At 41.1% G+C, this 24,198-nt stretch carries 17 protein-coding genes and 2 pseudogenes; 13 read left to right on the forward strand and 6 right to left on the reverse strand.

The genetic code is table 11. The features are described from left to right. Positions 1-20: 20 nt before the first annotated feature. The 3 genes from I2I04_RS07525 to I2I04_RS07535 are packed head-to-tail and all read right to left on the reverse strand — an operon-like array spanning position 21 to position 5,192. A complete protein-coding gene (locus I2I04_RS07525) occupies positions 21-1,487 on the reverse strand; it encodes a glycoside hydrolase family 140 protein (protein WP_195654707.1) in 1,467 nt (488 codons plus the stop codon). A gap of 20 nt (positions 1,488-1,507) precedes the next feature. Then, on the reverse strand, positions 1,508-2,710 hold the full coding sequence (locus I2I04_RS07530) for a glycoside hydrolase family 105 protein (RefSeq protein WP_143260118.1): 1,203 nt from the start codon (positions 2,708-2,710) through the stop codon (positions 1,508-1,510). A gap of 13 nt (positions 2,711-2,723) precedes the next feature. Continuing rightward, on the reverse strand, positions 2,724-5,192 hold the full coding sequence (locus I2I04_RS07535) for a glycosyl hydrolase family 95 catalytic domain-containing protein (protein WP_195654708.1): 2,469 nt from the start codon (positions 5,190-5,192) through the stop codon (positions 2,724-2,726). Between the two features lie 175 nt (positions 5,193-5,367). Here I2I04_RS07535 and I2I04_RS07540 point away from each other — a divergent pair. From I2I04_RS07540 to I2I04_RS07550, 3 genes and pseudogenes are all read left to right on the forward strand, one after another. Beyond that, a pseudogene (locus tag I2I04_RS07540) lies at positions 5,368-5,511 on the forward strand (DUF2807 domain-containing protein); the annotation flags it as partial. A gap of 259 nt (positions 5,512-5,770) precedes the next feature. Beyond that, positions 5,771-6,133 (forward strand): annotated as a pseudogene (locus tag I2I04_RS07545) (nitroreductase family protein); the annotation flags it as partial. Positions 6,134-6,548: 415 nt separating this feature from the next. Further along, positions 6,549-8,312 carry a helix-turn-helix domain-containing protein gene (locus I2I04_RS07550; protein WP_195654709.1) on the forward strand — a complete coding sequence of 588 codons (1,764 nt, stop codon included), beginning with the start codon at positions 6,549-6,551 and terminating at the stop codon, positions 8,310-8,312. Positions 8,313-8,458: 146 nt separating this feature from the next. Here the strand turns inward: I2I04_RS07550 and I2I04_RS07555 are convergent, their stop codons facing one another. Then, complete coding sequence (locus tag I2I04_RS07555; protein WP_195654710.1) at positions 8,459-9,370, reverse strand: DUF5655 domain-containing protein; 912 nt, start codon at positions 9,368-9,370, stop codon at positions 8,459-8,461. Between the two features lie 221 nt (positions 9,371-9,591). Between I2I04_RS07555 and I2I04_RS07560 the strand changes: the two genes are divergently transcribed. The 5 genes from I2I04_RS07560 to I2I04_RS07580 all read left to right on the forward strand — a co-directional run bounded on the left by I2I04_RS07560 (position 9,592) and on the right by I2I04_RS07580 (position 13,134). Continuing rightward, complete coding sequence (locus I2I04_RS07560) at positions 9,592-10,407, forward strand: helix-turn-helix transcriptional regulator (protein ID WP_195470455.1); 816 nt, start codon at positions 9,592-9,594, stop codon at positions 10,405-10,407. A gap of 230 nt (positions 10,408-10,637) precedes the next feature. Further along, positions 10,638-11,168, forward strand: a complete 531-nt coding sequence (locus I2I04_RS07565) for a DapH/DapD/GlmU-related protein (RefSeq protein ID WP_195470552.1) — start codon at positions 10,638-10,640, stop codon at positions 11,166-11,168. A 3-nt stretch (positions 11,169-11,171) separates the two neighbouring features. Continuing rightward, positions 11,172-12,326 (forward strand): aldo/keto reductase, encoded by a 1,155-nt coding sequence (locus I2I04_RS07570; protein WP_195470454.1) that lies wholly within the window; start codon positions 11,172-11,174, stop codon positions 12,324-12,326. A 17-nt stretch (positions 12,327-12,343) separates the two neighbouring features. Then, the gene (locus I2I04_RS07575; protein WP_195654775.1) at positions 12,344-12,568 is read left to right on the forward strand and encodes a hypothetical protein; all 225 of its coding nucleotides are present in this window, start codon (positions 12,344-12,346) and stop codon (positions 12,566-12,568) included. Positions 12,569-12,642: 74 nt separating this feature from the next. Further along, on the forward strand, positions 12,643-13,134 hold the full coding sequence (locus tag I2I04_RS07580; RefSeq protein ID WP_229067503.1) for a flavodoxin: 492 nt from the start codon (positions 12,643-12,645) through the stop codon (positions 13,132-13,134). A gap of 544 nt (positions 13,135-13,678) precedes the next feature. Here I2I04_RS07580 and I2I04_RS07585 read toward each other — a convergent pair. Together I2I04_RS07585 and I2I04_RS07590 are read right to left on the reverse strand one after the other, a co-directional pair. Continuing rightward, the gene (locus I2I04_RS07585; RefSeq protein ID WP_195654711.1) at positions 13,679-14,836 is read right to left on the reverse strand and encodes a PD-(D/E)XK nuclease family protein; all 1,158 of its coding nucleotides are present in this window, start codon (positions 14,834-14,836) and stop codon (positions 13,679-13,681) included. Positions 14,837-15,086: 250 nt separating this feature from the next. Next, positions 15,087-15,575: a hypothetical protein gene (locus tag I2I04_RS07590; RefSeq protein ID WP_195654712.1), complete on the reverse strand. Its 489-nt coding sequence runs from the start codon at positions 15,573-15,575 to the stop codon at positions 15,087-15,089. A 936-nt stretch (positions 15,576-16,511) separates the two neighbouring features. Here I2I04_RS07590 and I2I04_RS07595 point away from each other — a divergent pair. The 5 genes from I2I04_RS07595 to I2I04_RS07615 are packed head-to-tail and all read left to right on the forward strand — an operon-like array spanning position 16,512 to position 24,178. Beyond that, positions 16,512-19,481 (forward strand): SusC/RagA family TonB-linked outer membrane protein, encoded by a 2,970-nt coding sequence (locus I2I04_RS07595; RefSeq protein WP_195654713.1) that lies wholly within the window; start codon positions 16,512-16,514, stop codon positions 19,479-19,481. Positions 19,482-19,501: 20 nt separating this feature from the next. Continuing rightward, complete coding sequence (locus I2I04_RS07600; protein ID WP_229126950.1) at positions 19,502-21,085, forward strand: RagB/SusD family nutrient uptake outer membrane protein; 1,584 nt, start codon at positions 19,502-19,504, stop codon at positions 21,083-21,085. Positions 21,086-21,122: 37 nt separating this feature from the next. After that, positions 21,123-22,016 carry a Calx-beta domain-containing protein gene (locus I2I04_RS07605; RefSeq protein WP_143260130.1) on the forward strand — a complete coding sequence of 298 codons (894 nt, stop codon included), beginning with the start codon at positions 21,123-21,125 and terminating at the stop codon, positions 22,014-22,016. Positions 22,017-22,052: 36 nt separating this feature from the next. Next, the gene (locus I2I04_RS07610; protein WP_143260131.1) at positions 22,053-22,541 is read left to right on the forward strand and encodes a TlpA family protein disulfide reductase; all 489 of its coding nucleotides are present in this window, start codon (positions 22,053-22,055) and stop codon (positions 22,539-22,541) included. A 32-nt stretch (positions 22,542-22,573) separates the two neighbouring features. Continuing rightward, positions 22,574-24,178 carry a DUF6029 family protein gene (locus I2I04_RS07615; protein ID WP_143260132.1) on the forward strand — a complete coding sequence of 535 codons (1,605 nt, stop codon included), beginning with the start codon at positions 22,574-22,576 and terminating at the stop codon, positions 24,176-24,178. Positions 24,179-24,198 lie beyond the last annotated feature (20 nt).

Consider the following 24,198-nt stretch of genomic DNA (forward strand, 5'->3'; position numbering starts at 1 on the left):
CCGTGCTTAATCATATAAGTTTATTTATTCCATTTTTGTTGTGCATTTGGTAATTCTGTCCAGTCTTTTTCCACATAGTTCTTACTGCTGTCCACTACAATCAGGATATGATCGTTTCCACTGCAATAACCACTGTCGTGCTGGAATTTGTGCACTCCGTTATCAAATTCTCCGATGTATTCCAGTTTACCATCTTTCGTGGTGTACCACCAGGCATTCTTTTTTGCGCCGCTAATCTTGCTGAAATCAACTTCCATCGGACGTCCGGTATAGTTGTATACCATCAGATAATCATTTCCACGTGTAGCGATAGCACGGTCATAACGTTCTCCATTTTGTCCTGCGATGACAGACTGATCGGGTATGCGTTCGAAGAACGGGAAAGTCAACATCAGGTTTTTCAGATACTTCATCTGATTGTAGCCCGGATCATTCAAAGCATCATACCAAGGCTTCTTTGCACCGTAAGCACCACCTACACCCGGTTTGATAAATTGCATGATTGAGTTATGACCGTAAGTATGTCCGAAAGCCCCGGCAAATACGGACCAGTAAGCATAACGACGTACGTCATACTCCTTCCACAATAGTTCGTTTTCATCGTGCAGTCCATGAGGTATTTCTTCATAGATCGGTTCACCGTCAATCACAGGTTTCATGGGTTTCATGGCCAGGCTACGTTCTACAAAACGCCAGTTATCTTCTTCCGTATTTTCTTCGATAGGATAGTCACCATCTCCGAAACGTTGTCCGTAACGACGATGTCCGCTTTGGAACATGTTGAAATCCAACCAGGGAGCGTTATTGAACCAAGTCGCGGAAGTTGTTCTTCCACGTGGATGGAATGTCATCAGGTGATTTTTGTCGATAGCTTTGATAGAGGTTGCCAAAGCTTCCCATTCAGCAGTTTTTACGTCACCACGGATATCTCCACCGATAAACCAGATAATATTCGGTTCATCCTTATAACGCTCTGCCAAAAACTTGCCGTATGCTTTTGCCTGTTCTACAGTCATCTCGCCCCGGTTCACCGGGCTTCCCCAAATGCAGACCATGCCGATATATTGACCTTTCTTGGCTGCTGTACGGATGATGTAATCCATGTGATCCCAATAACCGTATACGCCTTTTTGATTGATGTTTTTGAAGTTGTATCCGTCAATCATCGAATATTGTCCGTAGATATTCATAGACGGAACATTGTTCAACGTTTGAACCTGAATCACGTTATATCCGCGACGTTTGCATTGTTCCAGATAATATTCGGCTTCATCCCGGTTCAAGCGTTCGGGCAATAGCCAACCGGTTTCTCCTAACCAAAAGAAAGGAGCGCCATTTTCGTGTTTCAGGTAACGTCCCTCTTCAGAAACTACGAGTTTGCCGTTGTCCCAGGGGATATACGTCTTTTGTGTTTTCTTCTGTGCTGCAGCCGGAGTTGCCATTGTCAATAGCAGCAACAAAAGAGGAAGAATCTTGAATTTTCTCATTGCATTTTATCGTTTTTAGTTTATTTCTTTGTCATTTTCTCGTATTCAATAGCAGCCAAGATGAATGAACCTACCGATTTCGGATCATTTTCTATGATCGGTTCGCTGATATAATATTCAAATGAGCCGTCACGATATCTTTTTGAATCTCCGCCCAATCCTGCAACAGCACAGCAATTGGTAATTGTATAGCTGCCATCCTCTTCCAAACGGGTAAATGTCTTTACCATTCCATCAAAGGCTTTTTGTGTCGGTTCAATATATTCGTTACCAATATATCCTTTATTGATAGCTTTGGCAAGCGTATAGATAAACAGGGCAGTGGCAGATGATTCCAAATAATTACCTTCACGTGCTCCCTGATCGGTTACCTGATACCAGGTTCCGGATGGAGGATCTTGATATTTCACAATCGCTTTTGCCAATCCCTGCAGAATCTGTATAATGCTGTCTCGTCCGGCAGTTTCCTGTGGCAGAAAGTCCAGTACATCTACAATAGCTGCTCCATACCATCCGATGCTGCGACTCCAAAAATTAGGAGAGCAACCCGTTTCAGGATTTGACCATTTCTGTTCGCGACTTTCATCCCATCCGTGATAATAAAGCCCTGTTGCAGGATCATAAGTCTTGCTATTTATCAAAAGAATCTGTTTTGTTGCTTCGTCAAATAAAGCGGGTTCATTAAAAGTTGCCCCATATTGAACCAGATAAGGAGAAGCCATAAAGATTCCGTCCAGCCACATTTGATGAGGATATCTTAATTTATGCCAAAATCCCCCCTCACTGGTACGGGGTTGCTCTGCCATTTGCTTGCGTAAAGTATCCATGGCTATTTTGTAGCGTTCATCTCCGGTCTGTGCGTAAAGATCGAAAAGAATCTTCCCGCCGTTGACATTATCAATATTGAATGAAAGATATTTCATGGTTTTGATATGTCCGTCAGTATCGATCAGACTATCTGCATAAATCTTGGCATACTCATAATATGCGCTGTCCCCGGTATGTTTCCATTCTTCCAACATGGATTTCACTACTAGTCCGTGGGTATATCCCCAACGCGGTTTTTTAGCTTTTTCAATCATCCAGGGTTCGGGGAAACGTTTCATTTCGGAGCGTGCCATGCGTTCACTCCATTTTTCCGTTTCTGTTTTTTGAGGTGCTGCGCAAGCTAGGAAACAAGCAGTTCCACAGGCGACAATCAGTTTTAATAAGTTTTTGTTCATATCGGTCGAGTTATTATTTTCCAGTCAATACATATTCTTTTCCAGCTTTGGTAGGCAGATCATAGAGGTAAGTCTCTGCAATTTCCACTTTGTTCAAATTTGCCTTTTCGTTAATCAATGGCTCCGGAATGGTGGGGACTGCATAAAGAGGATTCGGATTTTCGCCTTTGGCACGCTTCAAAGCCTTACCTGTCAATGGATTGAGTGAACGTAAACGACAATTTCCTCCCTTATGAGATTTGATAACCAGCCGGCTGACTTTCCCGTTTTTCCAACTCAAATCAAGTTCGAAACCTCCACGGGCAATAATTCCTTTGATAGAACCTTCTTTCCAAACGGTAGGCAGTGCGGGAAGTAAATAAATAAAACCATCGTAACTTTGCATCAACATCTCTGCAATGCCCGCGGCACAACCAAAGTTTCCATCAATTTGAAATGGTGGGTGCGCATCAAACAGGTTAGGGTAGGTACCTCCTTTTTTCTTTTCATTGCGTACGAGAGTCAGCTGGTCAGTTATCAGCTTGTAAGCGTGGTTGCCATCAAGCAGGCGTGCCCAAAGGCAAACTTTCCATCCCATGCTCCACCCGGTTGACGGGTCGCCACGATGAATTAGAGAAGTACGTGCTGCGTCGAATAGTTCAGGAGTACGGTAAGGAGAAATCTGATTGCTGGGGAAGAGTCCGTACAAATGAGAAATGTGACGGTGTACGTCCTTCGGATCATCCCAGTCGAACATCCACTCTTGTAATTGCCCCCAATGTCCCACCTGCATGGGAGCCATTTCTTTGAGACGTTGCGTCAGATGAGAGGCAAACTCCTGATCTGTATCCAGTATTTGAGAAGCAGATATAATTGCTGTCCAAAGATCGAAAATCAATTGGTTGTCCATGGTGCATCCGGCAGCTGTGGTGGCTTTTCCATTACTTCCCGAATGTACATTTTCCGGTGAATTACTGGGGCAGACTACCAGCCAGTTGTGTACGGGCTCTTTCACCATAATTTCATCAAAGAAACGTCCGGACTCTTTCAGTATCGGATAGACGGAACGCAGAAATTCCACATCCCCGGTGTATAGATAACGCTCCCAAAGATGCCGACAAAGCCATGCGCCACCACTGGGCCACATACCCGAAGGAGCTTTGTCAACTGCTCCTGTGATACGCCATATATCCGTGTTATGATGTAACACCCATCCGTTGGCTCCATACATAATCTTAGCTGTCTCTTTACCTGTGTCACTCACTTCTTTTATCAGACGGAATAACGGTTCATTCAGTTCACTTAGATTCGTTACTTCCGAAGGCCAGTAATTCATTTCCAAATTGATGTTACAAGTATATTTGCTATCCCAGGAAGGGAATAATTTGTCATTCCAAATTCCTTGTAAATTGGCGGGTTGTCCTCCCGGTTGGGAAGAACAGATCAACAGATAACGTCCGAATTGAAAATAGGTGGCAACCAGGTGTGCGTCATTGGTGTTTCTGAAATTCTCCACACGTTTATCGGTAGTTACATTCGCATATTGATCCTCTCCCAAATCAAGAGAAACACGTGTCAGGTATTGTCGGTAGAAGTTAACATGATTCTTCTTCGATTCAATGAACGGATGAACCATTGCTTTCTCCAAATAGTTTTTTGCCCGCTCTGTCTGATTACCTGTGATGTCTTGATAATTGTTGAAATTAGTTGCAATGGATACATAGATAATCGCTTCGTCGGCTTTCTCAACAGAAAGTATTCCATCGGTACAAGCTATTTTTCCACCTTTATTTTTAGCAGTCAATCTGCCTTGAAATTCTACTTTCCCTTTCAATCCTTCATGCAAGGAAGAGACTCCCGAGAGTGTCACACAATTTTCCTCCTCAGAAGCGATCATAACATCCTGGTGAGGGGAAGTAAGCTGTGCATTGAAAGTAATTTGTCCGGGACGATTGGCGGTCAGTCGTACCATTACTACCTGATCGGTAAATGAAGTGATCGTTTCGCGTTGATACTGCACTCCGTCTACTTCATAACGTACGATTGCACGTGCGGAATCCAGACTTAATTCCCGATAATAGTTGGAATAACGTGTATGGCCGGGAAAAGCGATTCGCAGGTCACCAAAACTCTGATATGGCATTCCTGAATTAGTCTTTGCCATAATCTTTTCTGTGGCCAGTGTCTGTGCTTCAAGGTATTTTCCGGCAAAGACCAGCTCACGCACTTTCGGAATATATTCCAGTGCATCCGGATTGGCGTTATTATTGGGACGTCCCGCCCAAATGCTTTCTTCGTTCAGTTGTATTTGTTCTGTGCCTGGTGTTCCATATACCATGGCCCCCAAACGACCATTCCCAAGGGGTAATGCTTCGGTCCATACCTGTGCGGGACAGTCATACCATAGCTTGTATTCGGGTACAGAAGACTTCTGTTCCTGTGCCTGAATACAACCAACAGACATCGTGACGAACAGATATCCGATTAATCTCTTTTTATTCATTTCCTTCCAATTGCTTTTATACTTTTATAAAAAGACGATTGAAAGGGAATTTTGTACCCACTATGCGCGTAGTAAGAAGCAGGAATAATCAGAAGTTATTTATTCAATCTTTAGTTGCCATATTTTGAAATATACTTCCTATATTTGTCATTAGAATATTTAATAAAAAGAAATTATGAAAAGTTTTAATGTTACATCCATGTTTGTGATGCTGATGTTCTTGTGTATTACAGGCATACAGGCGCAGAGCGTTACTCCCAGTAAGAAGTATATCACGAAAGATTTGAATAACATAGGTAATTTCAGTTCAATCAGGGTCTGTTGTAAATAAACAAGGCAAGAAAGACTCAATATCCGGAAAGTAAGAAATTGATTCTCATCATAGAAAGCGGGCAAATATGCAATATATTCATATTTGCCCGCTTTTGTCATAAACAGGTGTGAGGTATGAGAATATATTATGTTAAAATACTGTAGATTGAAATACAATTAACAGGCAAATCTGTTCTAATCAATATGGAACAAGACCTATTTGTCATTGCACAAATAAAATATTATTCAATTAAATCAAGCAATATATGAATTTAGACGAAATTTTAAATTATCGTCGCTCCGTACGAGTGTATGATAAAGAAAAGCAAATAGACGCAGAGAAAGTGAAACATTGTTTGGAGTTGGCAACACTGGCTCCCAATAGTTCTGACATGCAGCTGTGGGAATTTTATCATATCACGCAGCCCGAATTATTGGCAAAGGTTTCAAGAACCTGTCTCGATCAGAAAGCTACCTCTACCGCCTCGCAGATCGTGGTTTTCGTTACGCGTCGTGACTTGTATTGGAAACGTGCAAAATTCGTTCTTGATTTTGAAAGAGGAAATATCCAGCGGAATAGCCCCAAAGAAAGACAGGAGAAACGTATCAAGGACAGAGAACTCTATTATGAATCCAAAAGATACCGTCTTATGATGAGGTATTCCTGTAAATCATGATCTGACTGTATTTATCTGAAGTCTATTATTTTCAAATTATATACGCGGTTTTATAATTCTACTTAATTTCATTATTTTAATGATTCAGTGGAACTATATTATCGTGTGATTGTATTATTGGTGATAAAATATTTTACAAATGCTGTATTCTTCCAAATGAAATGATAACTTTATAATCTCCCCCTTAATATTTCGGTAACAAACGATATTGTTACCACTTTTGATAGAAAACACCCATTGTTTTTGTTAGAATCCACCTCATGTGTGGGCATTGAAAAGTTTATACTTGTGCCGGATTTAGACACGTTAAAAGGTCATCAAACGTGTTTTGCTGAAAATGTAAGTATTAATCAAATCCTATATAAGTATGAATGATTGTTACCTGAGTTTATTATTAAACTTTCGCGCTTTACTTTCTATAGATAGTGGAGCCAATTTAGTAAACAGTAAACAAGCTATTGGCGTAATTTTGCCTGATTTATCATTGCTTGGTTATGCAGTTCCTGTAGAGAGTTTCGGCATTGGGCTATTTATTATTTTGTTTGTGTATCTTGCGGTAGAGTATAATGTTCAGTTGTTGTCACATGAAAAACTTAAGATAGCCATGAACATGCTCCATACTACGCATACCCCATTGATACTGTTACGAAATCAATTGGAAGAACTTAAAACCGGTAATCTTCCCGAAGCGCTTTCCCAACAAGTAGAAGAGGCATTGGGATATACCGAATGCATCATATATTGCAACCAGAATATTGTAACGCTCAATACGGTAAACAAAAAAATACTTCCTAAGACATCAACAGTAAATTTGGAACTCTCTTCTTATATTACTTCTATTGTCAATCAATGTCGCCCCTATGCTGATTCGCGCCGGATACAACTGACTGTCAGTGAATGTTCGGATTGCGTCAGTTGCAGGATCAATGAAAACATAATGACGGCAGCGCTTCAACATCTTATAAGTAAACTAATTTTGGTTTCTGATTTAGGCTGTTGCATATCAATCAATATAACACATACAATAGATTCCTGGCAGTTGCAGATTACTAATTGTGAGATAGCAGAAAAAAGAGTAGAGAAAATGTTTCCTTTTATTCCGGTCATATTTCCCATATATGGGTATAGTGATTTGTGGACTGTAAGAAAAATAATTCGCCTGCATGGTGGAAAAATAAACGGATATAGACACGGCAAATCATTTGCTTTCCAAATTGCCATTCCAACAGATTGTCATTGCCGGAATCAGGAATGTTCGGCTATCAAACATTCTTCGGCAAACACGAAGAAAAAGACGAAAGGATCTTCTGAAAGTGATAAAGATGATAACCCGAATGCTAAAACAAAAGATACATCCCATCTCTTGTTGATAATGGCGGACGGGGCATTCAGGAATTATTTAAGGAAAGCCTTATCGCGGTATTTTCAGATTTCAGTTTTGGAAGATCCTGATTTGCTGATGGATACAGCAATCCGTCAAAATCCTGATGCTATCATTATTGACGATAATGTCAACGGAACAAATGGAGATACACTTAGTTTTCGGATCAAAACAGATAAAATGATAGGGTATATACCGGTTGTCCTTTTGATAAGGGCCTTTGATAATGAAAGTTATCTGTCTCATTTAGGAAGTGGGGCGGATCGTTTGGAATTACGAACAGAAAGCATTTGCAGACTAAGGGCGAACATACGTATGCTTGTAGAAAACCGCATGGTTTTGCGTGAACGGGTCAAATTGTTTTTGTCGGATGCTGTTTTTCCGATGGTCCCTACCAAAGAAGAAATGGAAACAGAAAATACGGATCAGATATTTATGGATAAAGTCAATAAAATTCTGGAAAAGAACATTTCTACTGATAAATATACAATAGATAAATTAAGTATTGATATAGGAATGAGCCGTACTGCTTTTTATAGCAGGATACGAGAGATTACCGGGAATCCTCCGGAAAATTATATCTATTCGTTCAAAATGGACAAGGCGCTTAAACTGCTGGCCTCCCAGCAGTACAACGTTTCGGAAATAGCAGGAATGCTGGGATATTGTGATGCTAAATATTTTGGAAAGAAGTTCAAAGACTTCTATCATGTATGTCCTACGGATTACATTAAAAGTATTATAGGGTAAAAGAATATATAGTACATATTTTCAGTTTAAATGATATAAACTAAAATATGTACTATTGTATTACTTAAGCAATATATCCAACATACCTTTCAGTGGAACCAAGTAGTCTTGTTCTTCACATGTAAGTCTGTTATAGATCTGTGCGTTTATTTGATCGCTTGCTTCACAAGACTCATGATATATTCTAAATATTTAGTATCCGAGATTTTGAGTTCATAATCTCCATTGCCAAAATGTCCGACAGTTGAAATATCCCTTGTTAATTGCTTACTATCTTCTAAATGTCCTTTAGCTACATTTATAATAAGCTTTATTCCGTTTTTCTGGATTTCAAGCGCACAAATATGGTTGTTGGCCTTTTTGAATGAAATATACCACTTTTGTGGTTTGACTTCAATTTCTGTATTCAAATTAAGAATTGCATTCTTATAACTCTCGTATAATTCTACTACATCGTCAGATTTTCCTTTTAACAAATTTTCCTCGGAATACTCTTTTATTTTCTCCGTCACTTCTTTAAATTCCGGACTATTTTGCATCACAGTTTTAATACTTGCCGATGCGTGACTTTTACGAATAGGGGTGATGGATACACTATCATTCTCATAGCGCTTCACTTCCCATAACTCAATGGATAAATCTTTGAAATTGACGGCCTCTCGTTGGTTAGGCGTGAATCCTTGTGAAACAAAAATGACTTTTGTCTGCGACCAGTCCACATCATTCCGTTTCAAATTCCTTGCTTGTGTTTCATTATATTCCAGAATAAAATCAGCCTGATTTTGCAGCATTAGACTTAGGTAAGTAAATCCTTGATCTATGACACTGGAGTTTCTTTCCCTTTTATATTCAATGATAACAAAAGCCTTCGATTGAGGATCAAAGGCAAGCGTATCAATACGGCGGTCTTTGATCGTAAATTCGGACTTAATCATTTCAAGTCCCATGATTTCGGACATATTAGTTTCAAACATACGTTGAATATCTCTTTCCAATTTAAAAGGTTTTTCCTTTATTTCAGAAAAGACGCCTGAGGTATTATATTTGTAAAGTGCCATAATTTTATTTTGAATTGTTTATTGCCGTAAAGGTAAGATTTTTTTTTGATAATGTTAACAACTATGATATTTGTTTGATGATAAGCTTTCGATAAAGTACCTATATTAAAATAGCAAGCATTTTAATGCCACATAAATATTTATCATTCGAAAAAAATGAGCCTATCAACAAAATGCGAGTACATGTAAATCCTTATCTTTGCAAAAAAATAGAGATTGATATGGAACGACTGAATGTATTCGACTGCTCGAACGTCCTGATAGCGAGTTTTTTCACTGATGACCGGAGCTGCGCTCACGAAAATCGGGAGCATACGCTTATCTATCTGTGTTCTGGAGAGCTTGAAATCGAAGAACGCGGTAAGAAAACAGTGTTGCATCCAGGCGAATGTGCTTTCATGCGGCGGGACAACCGGATGTGGTTGCAGAAACATGCTGATCAGGAGCATCCTTATCGTTCCATCGTGCTGAAATTCACAAAACCGTTTCTGCGGGAGTTCTATCAGACGCTCGACCGGAAAGAGATTCCTGTGGAATCAAAACGAGAAAAAGCGAGCCTGCGTGTGCTGCCGAATAACCGTCCCGACATCCGTAGCTTGTTCGAGTCTGTTATTCCTTATTTCGACGCAGGCGTGAAACCCTCCGACAACGTATTGAAACTCAAAATGATAGAGGGAACTTATGTCTTGCTCAACACGGACAAGAATCTCTACGCATCGCTATTCGATTTCATTGATCCGTGGAAGATTGACATTCTCGATTATCTAAACGAGAACTACATGTACGACCTGTCGATGGCAGAAATCGCAAGTTACACGGGCCGCAGCCTGGCGACATTCAAACGTGATTTCGCCAAGGTAAGCGACCTGACACCGCAGAAATGGCTTATCAAACGCCGGTTGGAGGCGGCGCATGAGTTGATAAAATCCGGCAAGAAAAAAGTGACGGAAGCCTGCTTTGATGTCGGATTCAAGAATCTTTCCCATTTCTCGAAAGTTTATAAGGAAGCCTACGGTTATGCTCCCAGCCTGATTTGAGCCGGACAGAGCGGAACAAAATTCATGTGAACTTCACAACAAAGCTATTTGAGCCTCGCAGCAAAATTGTTGCGAGGCTTCCTTTTTACCTTTGCATCAGAATATTAAAAACAAAAGAAATTATGAATGATTCGAATAAGCGAAAGGAGAGAAAACAAGTTTTCTCAACCGAGCGAGAGAATCAAAGGGCAACGCCCAACGATATTTTCGCAAGGGATTTGAACGGTGAAATGGTTTCGCCTAATGACGCAGGTTACGAAGAACTGATTGCCGACATTTTCGCCACAATGAAGACTGCGACGGAGATGAACACGGGCTACCGCACGTCCGAAGAGGTGCACGGATTTATGGGGCGCATACTCGGCAAGCCGCTCGACGGAAGCACCACCGTATTACCGCCGCTTTACATCGACTACGGTAAGCCCGTCACCATTGGCAAGGGATGCTTCATCCAGCAATGCTGCACGTTCTTCGGACGTGGCGGCATCACCATTGGCAACGACGTATTCATTGGCCCGAAAGTGAACCTGATAACGATCAACCATGACCCTGATCCTGATAAGCGCAGTGCCACCTACGGACGTCCTATTGTCATTGAGGACAAGGTGTGGATCGGTATCAATTCCACGATATTGCCTGGTGTGAAAATCGGTTACGGAGCCATCATTGGCGCAGGCAGTGTAGTAACGAAAGACGTTCCGGCCATGGCCGTCGTGGCAGGTAATCCGGCAAGAATCATTAAAACAATCAAAAACAAGTAAACTATGGAAGAGAAAAAAGGAATCAGCCGTCGCGGTTTTCTGAAAACGGCGGCCGCAGCAGGAGCGGCATTGACCATTCAGCCCGCAATAGATAGGGTGAAAGCCGCCAATGTCGCACTCAATGGAGAAAATACCTTGTCTATGAAAAAAGGCGACATACCGCACCGCACACTTGGCACGGGCAAAGCGGCTTTTGAGGTCTCCGCCATTGGCTTCGGTGTCATGGGTATGACCTATAACCGCAGCCAGCATCCGGACAAAAAGCAGTGTATCCGCCTGTTGCACGAAGCCGTAGAACGTGGCGTAACGCTTTTCGACACAGCAATCATCTACGGGCCGTTGACCAACGAGAATCTTGTTGGCGAAGCCCTCGCTGAATTCAGGGGCAAAATCAATGTGACGACCAAATTCGGGCACGAAGTGATCAATGGCAAGGGTACGGGACGCCAAGACAGCAGCCGCAAAACAGTACGTCAATATTGCGAAGACTCACTCCGCCGTCTGAAACTTGAAACACTCCCTATGTTCTACCAGCATCGTGCCGACCCCAACACTCCTGCCGAAGAGGTGGCGCAAACCATCGCCGACCTGATGAAAGAGGGCAAGGTGCAGCACTGGGGCATGTGCGAAGTTAGTGCCGACACCATCCGCCGGGCGCATGCCGTATGTCCGCTCACGGCTATACAAAGCGAATATCACCTAATGCACAGACTCGTGGAGACGAACGGTGTGTTGGACGTCTGCTGCGAATTAGGTATCGGCTTTGTGCCGTACAGTCCGATTAACCGGGGATTTCTGGGTGGCAACATCAACGAATACACGGTTTTCGATCCGACGAACGACAACCGCCAGACCCTGCCGCGCTTCCAGCCGGAGGCGATACGGGCCAACACGCGCATCGTGAATGTGCTGCAACAGTTCGGACGCACGCGCGGCATGACCTCGGCGCAGGTGGCGCTTGGTTGGCTGTTTCAGAAAGCCTCGTGGATCGTGCCGATTCCCGGAACGACGAAACTTTCGCATTTGGATGAGAACCTACGCACGCTCAATTTCACCGTTTCACCCGAAGAGTGGCGCAAACTCGAAACGGCTGTCGCCGCCATTCCCGTCGTGGGCGATCGCTACAATGCCGAACAGCAGCGGCAGGTGGGACGCTAATGCAATGATATATGCATATGAAAAAGATATTCATTCTTCTGATGCAGCTTGTTCCTACGATGACTTTTGCGGGATGCAGTGACGTGAATGATACGATTGCCATCTTCTACGCGAAAGCCGATGATCCGAGCATGGGTATTTTGACGATGCGTATTATCCCTATTGGGAAAGTAACCTCCGACTTGGGTATATTCGATGAAATGGAGAGTCGGTTGGAGTTCACTTTCGACAATGTTCAATAAAAAAAAACGAAATCATGAAAACAAAAACACTTTTATTTATCGCTATCACTTTTTTATTCACGAGTTTACAGACTATGGCACAGAATAATGAAAAACGAATTCTGGTCGCTTATTTCTCAGCGACAGGAACGACGGCACGAGCCGCCGAAAAACTGGCAAACGTTACAGGTGGAGAGCTTTATGCAATTACGCCCGCCAAATCTTATACGAGTGCCGACCTCGACTGGAACGATAAACAGTCGCGTAGTTCGGTGGAGATGAACGACCCCAAATCACGGCCGGCAATCAAAGGTAAAAAGGAAAACATGGCTGATTACGATGTCGTCTTCATCGGTTATCCCATCTGGTGGGATCTCGCACCGCACATTATCGACACCTTTATCGAAAGCCATGACCTGAAAGGCAAAACAGTTATTCCATTCGCCACATCCGGAGGCAGTACGTTGGCAAGCAGTGCGGCGGCATTGAAGAAAACCTATCCCGCCCTGAACTGGAAAGAAGGATGCCTTCTGAACTGCACCGATGAGAAAACCTTCCGTGTGTGGATCGAAAAATTAGGATATTAACCACTTAAAAATGAAGAAATAATAATGATAACACCCATATTTATCGGTGGTTTGGGCACGTTGGACGAAGCCGTATGTCCGTGTTCTCGCGTGACGGCTCGGCGTTCTTAAACGAAGTGGGCAATCTCGCTATGGAACCCCAGCAGATATTACTCTACGCCATACAGGAGCGGAGATTACCACCCCGCCTCTGCGTGACTGTCAGGAGGACATCATGCACCTTTGTGATATAGACGAGATGCCAAGAAAGCATATCAGGGCAGGATACAGCAACAAAAATGGTTGGCAACTCGTTACCTCAAAATCGGGTAATTTTCCTAAAATATTTATAATGAAGGGATAAAGAAATCATTCTAAAATTATCTAAAATATCTGTTTCCCAGTGGTCGAATGTCTGGCGCGATATAGACGAGCTACCGCTCATTTCCGTGTCCATCCATTTCTCACTAAGTTCTCTTAATGAGATTTGACAGGCACGGTAAATGGTTTCTATGACCCAAATATATTTTTGTATGAGTGACATAAATTGTAGTATCTCGGATTGTTACATAGGCAAACCTTTATCTTCTATCTCTTCTATGATTTGTCTGATTTTGGAGATAATCCAATTTGAGACCTCTCCTGTGCGTATTGGTAAGTAGCTACTGGTGGAATGCCAATCGGTGTATAGAATCCATTCCCATCCATAAGGCCAGTACGTATTACTACATTCTGAAAAACATGATAATTGCCGTATTGGTAATTCTTTAGCCCCCAGCAGTGAATTTTGTGAAATACCGATATAAAGGTTCTTCCAATCCGAATCTCTTCCGTCATCTCTTGTAATGACTATGTAATGGGACCACTGGGGCATTCTGAATTTTAGAGCCGGACTTTCGTCTCCTTCTGTAATGGGCTTAAATTCCATCCCCATTTTAACTGCGAATTCGCTTAACGGTTTAAAAATGAATTCTGTTCTTAATTTGCTACTTATTTCAGCTCTGTTATCCATCAAAGCAACTACTGCTTCCATATTATTGATGGCTAAATCTACGATTTTATCACTACTATCTTTATTCATATCTTGTCTTGTGATTTGTTTAATAAGTGTAATATATTGGGAAATTGTCTCTCGTACCAGAGGTTTGTCGTATGCTAACATCACACACTTTGATAACCAATTTAGGATATGTCCTTTGTACGAGATACAGTGATAGTCAATCTCATTGTCCCCTAATGAATCTTTGCTTGCCTCATGACCATCAAGCGTAAGATAAATCAACTTAAAGCCTTTCGGAAAATGTTGTTTACCATAGTTATTGTATCGCAGTAATTGATGGTATTGATCAATAGCATATATTTTATTCTCAATGATAATAGCATATTCACCATCTTCCAAGATTATATCGATCCGTCCACCAGTAGTTTCTGTCCGTTCACCAATATATCGTTCGACCATATTGGTATTGCAATTAGATATATAATCTCGTTTTAAGCCAATGGCTGCAAGAAATTCTTTAAGCATAGCATCTTTTAGGCCATGATTCCCGTCAGGATTCAACAATTCTGCAAGAAATGCGGAATGCAATCTAACTTCGTTAGACCGTAATCCAAGAGTGTTGAAAACGTTAAAACAATCGCCTTTTCGCTGTTTGTGCTTCATTCGCTCTTGCTCAATAAGGCAAATCTTGCTTATTTCCATTAAAAGATCATTCAATTCCATATTTTTAATATTTTGTTAATACAAAAATACGAAAAGACAGCCTCATTTATTGTATCATAATTTTGATTTAATTGATATTTATATAACTTGATTATTGAAAAGTTCTTTCCAAACTACATCGTTAAGGACCTTAGCCATAAACTCATTTGATACTTTTTTATTGCCATACTACTTTTGTTTTGATTATTAATGAAGTATGACACAAAAATAAAAGCAGGATGTCTTATTTTATATGGTACCTATGAAAGAGTCACATATTTTTCTCCTCCTTCATCATCTTCCTCCATCTCTGAAACGCTCTCATCAAACTTTCTTCTTCCACTAACTCTACCATATTATAATGTTCGACAAAAGTTTCCATTGATCTTTTGAACATGATGCCGTGGCAGTATTTATTTTCCAGTAGAAATTCATAAAGCTCGACCCTCATTTCTACTTCCATTACTTTTTCAATGATAAGTGCGCTGTCATGACCTATATAATTATATACATTTGGATTTTTTCCGTTTCTGGGATGGGGGAGGGTGAAGGTGATATTTCCGGTTTCGTGCCATGAGGCGTTGGAAGGGTGGGGAATGGAGAGCCGGTGGAGAAAGTGGTAGATGGGGTGGGTGTCAAGAAGATGGATGGCGGAAAGTGAGGAAGAAGAGCGGTCTGACGGTACGTCGAGGTGATTTTTATAGCGCATGTACATGTAAGCCGCTAGATAGGGCTTGATCTGAAAAGTAACTGTAACCATTGTTTTTAGATTTGATTTGTAAAATATTTATTAGTGGAGTACCGTGTTTGATATTGGTATCCGTTTTCTCTTGTTGGAAATTTTACTTAAAAAGAAAGGATGAGAGGACACTTTTGTAATGCTTTGCTTTTCAGATGGTTATACAAGTGGTTTTTGGTTTAAAACCAACGGGTCGTTCCTTTTAAAGGAACGACCCGTTGCACACCGAGAAACACCTCGTTGGTTTTAATGCAACGAGGTGCTCCTTAAAATCAAGAGATAAAGCTAGAGTAAATCTCTCAAAATCTTGAAATCATGAAATAACCTGTTTGTTTTTGATGTAAACAAATAGTACTATTGTATATTTGCTTGTTTTTATCTGTATGAAGAAATATACAGAGTGTCATATATGAAGAAATTTTAGATGAAAGCTATTTAACATAGTTTAAATGAGCCTCTTTTATATTTCTGATTTTATTTTATGTTTGAGGGAGATTTAAAATATAATTATAAGGTAACTGAAAAGTAGAATAGGAAGTAAATCTAAGTAAAATGGCTATTAGTAGTTCTTTAAAACGAAAAAGCACTAAGTTCTATCAGAACTTAGTGCTTTTTTATATTCTATTCTTATTAAAATAAATATATAGTTCTTAAAATACAAATTATATCTCTTTTTCGGATTGCATTTATTAACAGTTCCTGTTTGGTATTATATAATGGAACAAAAGTATATATTCTTTTTGCAAAAAACAACGAAAAGACATATTTTTTTTATGAAATAGTCATCTAATTTGATTGAAAAAGTAAAATCAAGCAACATTTCTTTTCTGAATTACATATTTGATGTAAAAACACTACAAAAACAATGGATTATAATTAAGTTCTGATAGAACTTATCAAAGTGTAAAAAGTGAGTTTAAATGTTTTAGGGCTATTTAATAATTTAAAAAGAGATTTATGAAGAAAAAATTAGCGCTGCTATTTGGATACCTTTTTATAGGTATCGGGCTGATAACAGCTCAAACGCAGAAAGTCACGGGGACAGTTATTTCCGATGATGACAAACAACCTGTTGTAGGGGCTTCGATTGTTGTAAAAGGCACTAACTTAGGTACAATAACAAATGTGGATGGGCGTTTCACATTATTAAATGTGCCAAATTCAGCAAAAATATTGCAAATCTCTTATATCGGTATGAAAACGGAGTCGGTTCCTGTTCAACCGACTGTTAGAGTCATCTTAAAATCTGATGCACAATTGATGGATGAAGTTGTTGTGGTTGGTTACGGATCAGCAAAGAAACTGGGGTCAGTAGTCGGTTCGGTAACAACGGTAAATAATAGCAAGATAGCCAACAGACCGGTAGCTAATGCCGGAGATGCATTACAAGGACAAGTTGCCGGTTTACAAGTATTTACTCCCAGTGGGGAACCAAGTGGAAGTGTCGTAATGCGATTGCGTGGAGTCAGCTCGATCAATTCAAATACAGAACCTCTCTTTATTCTCGACGGTTCACCTATATCATCCGGAGCATTTACAGCATTAAACCCGAATGACATCGAAAGCATGACCGTATTGAAAGATGCTTCCTCAACAGCTATATATGGTTCCCGTGCTGCTAATGGTGTGGTGATAATGACTAGCAAGAAAGGAAAAATGGGACAGAAAGCCCGTGTTAGTATCAATGCGCAATATGGCTGGTCGAGAATGACTGGGGATAACATAGAGATGATGAATACCGATCAATGGCTTAACCTGCAGGAAATGCTGGACCCGGGAAAAGCATACGACACAACATTTCAAAAACGGAAGAAGTTCTATATAGATAATGGTATATCTACAGATTGGGCAGATGTCTTCTTCGGAGATGCAGCTCCTACCCAACAATACGATGTAAATGTGGTCGGTGGTTCCGAAGGTATCAACTACTATATTTCATTTGGACACTATGATACAGAGGGAATTATGGATGATTCCTCCCTGCGCCGTGAGACTTTGCGCAGTAATGTGGAAGTTAAGGTGACCGACTGGCTGAAAGCCGGGATTAATGTGAATCTTTCCTATCAGAAATATAATACGACCACTTTTGGTACAGAAGCCAATAGCGTTTATAATAAAGCATACGCCGCCCGTATTTATCGTCCCGACCAGACACTGAACGAGATATTGACCGATGAAGAAGGTAATTTCACTGGTTATGGTAAACAACTGGATTATTTTGATGATATGGGCTACTATAGTCCGTATTACCTGTCAGAACTTCAGCCTAATGACCGGAGTACAGTACGCATCAACGGTAATACCTTTTTTAATATAAACCCGATAAAAGGACTGAATATCCGTACTTCACAGGCAGTGGATGCTTTTGATTATCGCAACTCTCATAAAGCATATCCGGAAGGACCGTTTGAAGGTACAGGAGTGGCCTCCGAATCTTTTGAACGTTATTATTCGTTTACTTTCACCAATACGGCAGAATATAAATTCAGCTTGGCCGACAAGCACTATTTTACAGTTCTGGCAGGACAGGAGTCCATCATTACAAAGAATGAAAATTTCTCGGCTACTTCTAAGAAAATGGTAGATTCACGTATGATGCTGATGGCAGCAGGAGCGGAATCTGAAGTGCCGATACATTCAATGTATGATAAAGTTTTCAATTCTTATTTTGGCACAATCAGCTACAGCCTCGCTGATCGTTATTATATTGATCTGGCAGCACGACGTGACGGCTCTTCTTTATTTGCTAAGAATAACCAATGGGCAAATTTCTATTCGTTGGGAGCCATGTGGGATATAAGAAAAGAAAATTTCCTGCAAAATGTTTCATGGTTGAACAATTTGCAGTTGAAAGTAAGCTATGGAACAACGGGTAATTCCGGCATCAGTGCCTATAATGCGTTGGCATTGGTCGGTTCCGGTTTGCTGTATAACGGGCAACCGGGTATTGCTCCATCTACCGTCGGTAATGATAATCTGACATGGGAAAGTATGAAAACACTGAATGTAGGAATTAGCACGAGGGTGTTTGACCGTTTTTCTATAGATCTGGAATTTTATAATCGACAGACAGAAGATATGCTGATGGGTTATCCGCTGTCATACACTACCGGACATGGTAGCAGTGTGGAAAATGTGGCAAGTATGCGTAACCGTGGTTTGGATATCACATTGGGGGTAGATATTCTGAAAACCAGAGATTTCTCATGGAGTGTTTCCGGAAATTTGAATTATAATAAAAATGAAATAACCAAACTGTTTAACGGATTGGATGAATATACCTTGCCTGATACCGGTTTGAAAATGAAAGTCGGAAAACCTTGGGGAGAATATTACTATGTAAAATGGGCAGGAGTTGATCCGCGTGACGGATATAATATGTGGTATGATAAGAATGGAAACCTGACGAAAAGTTACTCTGAAGAAGATGCCGTTTTTGTCGGTAAGCAACGTTATGCGCCTTGGTCAGGCGGTTTTGGTACCCAATTCGGTTGGAAAGGGATTTCCGTCAGTGCAGACTTTTCTTTTATGCTTGGGCAATATATGTTGAATAATGAACGCTTCTTTACTGAGAATCCGACTTTTGCAGGTAAGGACAATCAGACCACCGAAATGCTCACTATATGGCAGAAACCGGGAGACGTGACTAATATCTCTACTCTTGATTCTCCAATGCAGTTTGATACGCACTTGTTGGAAAATGCTTCATTCATGCGTATGAAAAATCTGACTGTCGGATATACTTTCCCTGCCAAGCTGATTCAGAAAACCGGAGTAATCAGCAATGCCAGAATCTATTTTGTGGGACGTAACTTGCTCACAGTGACTAAATACAAAGGATATGATCCGGAAGTGGACAGTAATATCCAGTTGGGTAACTATCCCAATACCAAGCAATATTCTTTCGGTGTCGAACTAACTTTCTAAAAACATAAAGAATGGTGAATATGAAGAAAATATCTATGATAGCATTGACTGTACTGACATTTGGAATGACTTCCTGTGATATGGATAAAATGCCATACGATGCTATTCCGACAGAGGAAGCATTGACAACCATAGTCGGTTTTGAAGAAGCGCGTGCCGGTATCTATTCCGTATATCTGGGACTGACTGGTGGTAGCTATGTGCTAATACCGGAAATTCAGGCGGATGCCTTTAACGCAGTGGCGGATTTCTCTAATAAATATGGTGATTTGCACCGCTGGACTTTCGAAAGTACCAACTCGGCTATAGAAACGATCTGGGCAAATTGTTATGCTGCTATCGGACGTGCCAATTTCTTTATCGACGGAGTAGGTAAGATAGATGAGAATCCGGAGATTGAATTGACGGAAGTCCAGAAGCAGCAGATAAATGTATATGAGGGAGAAGCCTATTTTACAAGAGCATATTGTTACTTTTATCTGGCAACATTATTTTGCCGTGATTATAATTCAGCTACCGCAAGCAGTACTCCGGGACTGCCGCTTCAGGTGAAATATGAACCCAAACTTTCTGCCACCCAGTACCCGGGACGTTCTTCACTGGAAGATACCTATAAACAGATTGTGAATGATTTGGAAGAAGCAGCAGTACGTATAGAGACAGCTAAAAACGGTATTGCTGATTATGACAGATATATCAATGGAGCATACGTAACTGTCAAAACCGCTCCCAAGAACTGCGGGAATTATATTACGGTAGACGTAGTGACAGCTTTGAAAGCACGTGTTGCCCTGCAAATGGACGATTATGAAAATGCAGCAAAATATGCAAATGATCTGATTAAGGCGAATAATTACCCGTTATCAACTACGGTAACAGACTTTGAAAGTATCTGGAAAAGCGACAAGGGAACGGAAACTATCTGGCAGATTGCTATGACTAGTGCTGATGACGCTGGGGTACCTTTGGGAACTCTTTTTATCGGTTATCCTACTACCAAGAAGGATTATATTCCTACACAAACGTTGATCAATCTGTACAATGAAAAAGATGTCCGACTGGTTACTTATTTCGGAAAATATCACTTGACCGTATCGTCCGGTAATGCGGCGGATATATATTTCTTTAATAAATATCCGGGAAATGAATATTTCAATGCATTAGGAAACGAAACACGCTATTTGAATCAGCCGAAACCATTTCGCATTGCTGAAATGTATCTGATTGCTACTGAAGCTAATGCCCGGATCGGGACCGCAGCTGCTGTGAAAAAAGGCAATGATGCCTTGAATGCGCTAAAACAAGCGCGAATCGAAGGACTGGCTGAAGCGACCTATGATCAGGAGGCTTTGCTTAATGAAGTCATGAACGAACGGGAGCGGGAACTTGTGGGTGAAGGTTACCGACTGATGGACCTGAAACGTTGGGGAAAAGGTGTGAGACGTGGAAAGCCGCAAAGTAAAGGGTTAGTACTTTTCCCGGGACAAGCAAGCACTGACGGATTGGATAAGCCGGCTGACGACCAGCGGATGCTCTGGCCTATTCCTAAAACTGAAATGGATGCCAATCCTCAATTGGCAGGTCAGCAGAATCCGGGATATTAATAAATGAATAAAGTAAATCATCAAATACTTGAGTAAAATGAACTATCTGAAAATATATACCCTTCTTCTGTGTGCTGTTCTTATAACTGCCTGTTCGGACGATGAGGAGCAGTTAAATTCCGGGGCGGCTACGGTAAACCTACAAGAGGCAGCGATGACGGTGAAAGAGTCTGCCGGGTTGTGCACTGTACCTGTCGTAGTGACGGGTGAACATACTGGAACGATCCGCGTGTCATTCGAGTTAAAGGATCATAATGCAAAAGAAGATGAAAACTACATCGTCACAACCAAAACACTACTTATTCCTGCCGGACAGGAGATTGTTAATTTCGAGTTTAAGACCGTAGATGACAAATTAGTCAATGATGACCGTTCTTTTGATATTGAAATAGCCAGTGTGGAAGGAGCGTCTATTGGTGAAAAGAAGCGGTTGACCGTGACTATCAAAGATAATGATTCCAGTTTTTATGAAACACTTTCAGGAACTTGGATATTTACCGGAACAGCGTCTGCCACCAATGTTTCCAATGTATCAGTGGGCTTCTCCGTAAAAGTAAATACGGCGGAAGAAGGTACGGAGGCTTACGAACACTATCTGGTTTGTTCGAATAAAAACGGATTTGATCCGGATAATGATATTGAGTGGGAATTTAACTGGCGGTTACAGTATGAATATGATGCAGCTACGCGGAAAACATATTTGTCTGTTGTGTCGGATGAGGATGTTGCTTCCTATGGTTCGTATACCATCCGTTTCAGGAGGCTGGCTTTGGATGGAAGTACTTCCAATGTTTACCGGGGGGAATATGATGTCGATACAAAAACAGTCATCTTCGAAAATGCCAACCTGATAGGGGATATGTACAAAGACGGTTTGATACAGATACAGAAATTCAGGCTTTTCGACTGTAAAATGGAACACATAAGATAAAAAACTAAATTACTAACGTCACTAATAAAAGAATTTATGAGAGCATTAATTGTTTGTATTACTCTGTTGTTTGCTTTTCTAACTTGTGCTATGGCACAAATACCTTCAGTCAAGGTTGAAGATTCCAAAGGAACGCAGGTGAACACCGCTTCCCTGGTTAATCACAAGACACCTATGATTATTTCTTTTTGGGCAACTACCTGTAAACCTTGTATTCGTGAATTGGATGCTATTAATGAACTGTTGCCCGACTGGCTGGAAGAGGCCAAGTTTCGTGTGGTAGCTGTTTCAACAGACGACAGCCGTTCTACAGCTAAAGCGCGTGCGCTGGCAGAGGGACATGGATGGGACGATTTTATCATGTTGTATGATAAGAACCAGGAATTTATGCGGGCTATGAATGTAAGCTTGACTCCGCAGGTATATGTGGTAAATGCGGAGGGAAAAATTGTCTATTCACATACCGGCTATGCTCCGGGAAGTGAGTTGGAGCTACTGAAAGCGATTAAAAAACTACAGAAATAAATCTGTTATTATTCATAGATAAATGCAACGACATGACTAGAATAAGATTTCGGATGTTCGCTTTATTAGCGTTAGCATCGACCTTGGCCAATGCACAGGAAAATAACAAGAAAGGTTATTTGACAGGAAGTTTTGAAACAAATACGATTTATTACAAAGATGATAGTAAAACAGATGCAGAATCTCCGGAAGACCATTTCGGTTCGAACAATTATCTGAAACTGGATTATTATCAGGGCAAGTTTGCCGTAGGTGTACAGCTGGAAGCCTATGAGCCTGTACTGGTGGGATACCCGTCAGAACTGGAAAAGGCAAAACTGACCAACTATTACGTTTCTTGGGCCGACAAGGACTTTTCCGTAACAGCGGGTACATTTTATGAACAGTTCGGTAGCGGACTGCTGTTCCGTAGCTGGGAGGACCGTATGCTTGGATTGAATAATGCGGTGATGGGAGCACGCTTTACTTATAATTACAAGAATATTATAGGTTTGAAAGCCATCTGGGGTACTCCACGTTTTGGTATGGATTTTTCTGATACACAAGTACGTGGCGTAGATGTAAGTTTCTCCTTATCTGAAATGCTTCGTTGGCAAAAGACTTCCTTGAGTATTGAAGGAGGGGCATTGAACCGGTATGAGAAAATCAGCATCGATCTGGAAGAGGAAGGAGGGAAACCTTATTCGAATGGTTTCTCGGGACGGGTAAATTTTGAACGTTCCGGATTTATAATGAAAGGTGAATATGTAGATGGTGGCAATAAATATTACGGATTCATTCACGACGATAAGGCTTTTGTGAAGAAACGTGCCAATGCGCAGTTGTTGGAACTGGGATATAGTGGCAGCGGACTAGGTGTGAATCTGACCGGGCGCCGTCTGGAATGGATGAACAGCGAGATTATTGTCGGCAATGGTTCTACATCGAATCTGTTGAATTACGTTCCGGCCATGAGTACGCAATACACCTATATGCTGACCAATTTACATCCTCATACCCCGCAAGTGGGAGATGTGACGAATACAATCAGCGGTGAGATGGGGGGACAACTGGATGTCTTTTATCATTTCAAAAGAGGAACGGCTATTGGAGGTAAGCGTGGTCTGAAATTGCATGCTAACTTTTCTACCTATTATGCTTTAGAAAAAGAAGGTACAGCCCAGATTGGTAACTTGTCCTTCCGTGATTTTAGTTTTGATGTAGAAAAGCAGTGGACAAAGTCATTCAAAATGAATCTGCTTTATTCCATGCAAGAATATAGTCCTTCTTATGGAGCGAAAAAAGCGACCTGTCTGTCGAATATTTTTGTAGCGGATTTGCAGTATAAGTTCACCCCTTCTTTTTCAACCCGCATGGAGTTGCAATACCTGACTACCCAAGAAAATGAGAAAGACTGGATGGCTGCTTTGCTGGAAATAAACTTTGCTCCTGCATGGAGTATTTATGGAAGTGATATGTATAATCACGGCAAGGAAAAAATCCATTATTACAATGTGGGGGCCAGTTATGCAAAATCACGTACGCGTATAGCTTTAAGTTATGGTCGTAACAGGGAAGGATATGTATGTTCCGGTGGAGTCTGCCGGACGATACCTAAATACACAGGGGCTAACCTGACTATTACCACTTCGTTCTGAGGCCAGTGAATCATTTATTA

The sequence above is a fragment of the Bacteroides sp. 1001136B_160425_E2 genome (assembly GCF_015559655.1).
GTDB classification, from domain to species: Bacteria; Bacteroidota; Bacteroidia; order Bacteroidales; family Bacteroidaceae; genus Bacteroides; species Bacteroides luhongzhouii.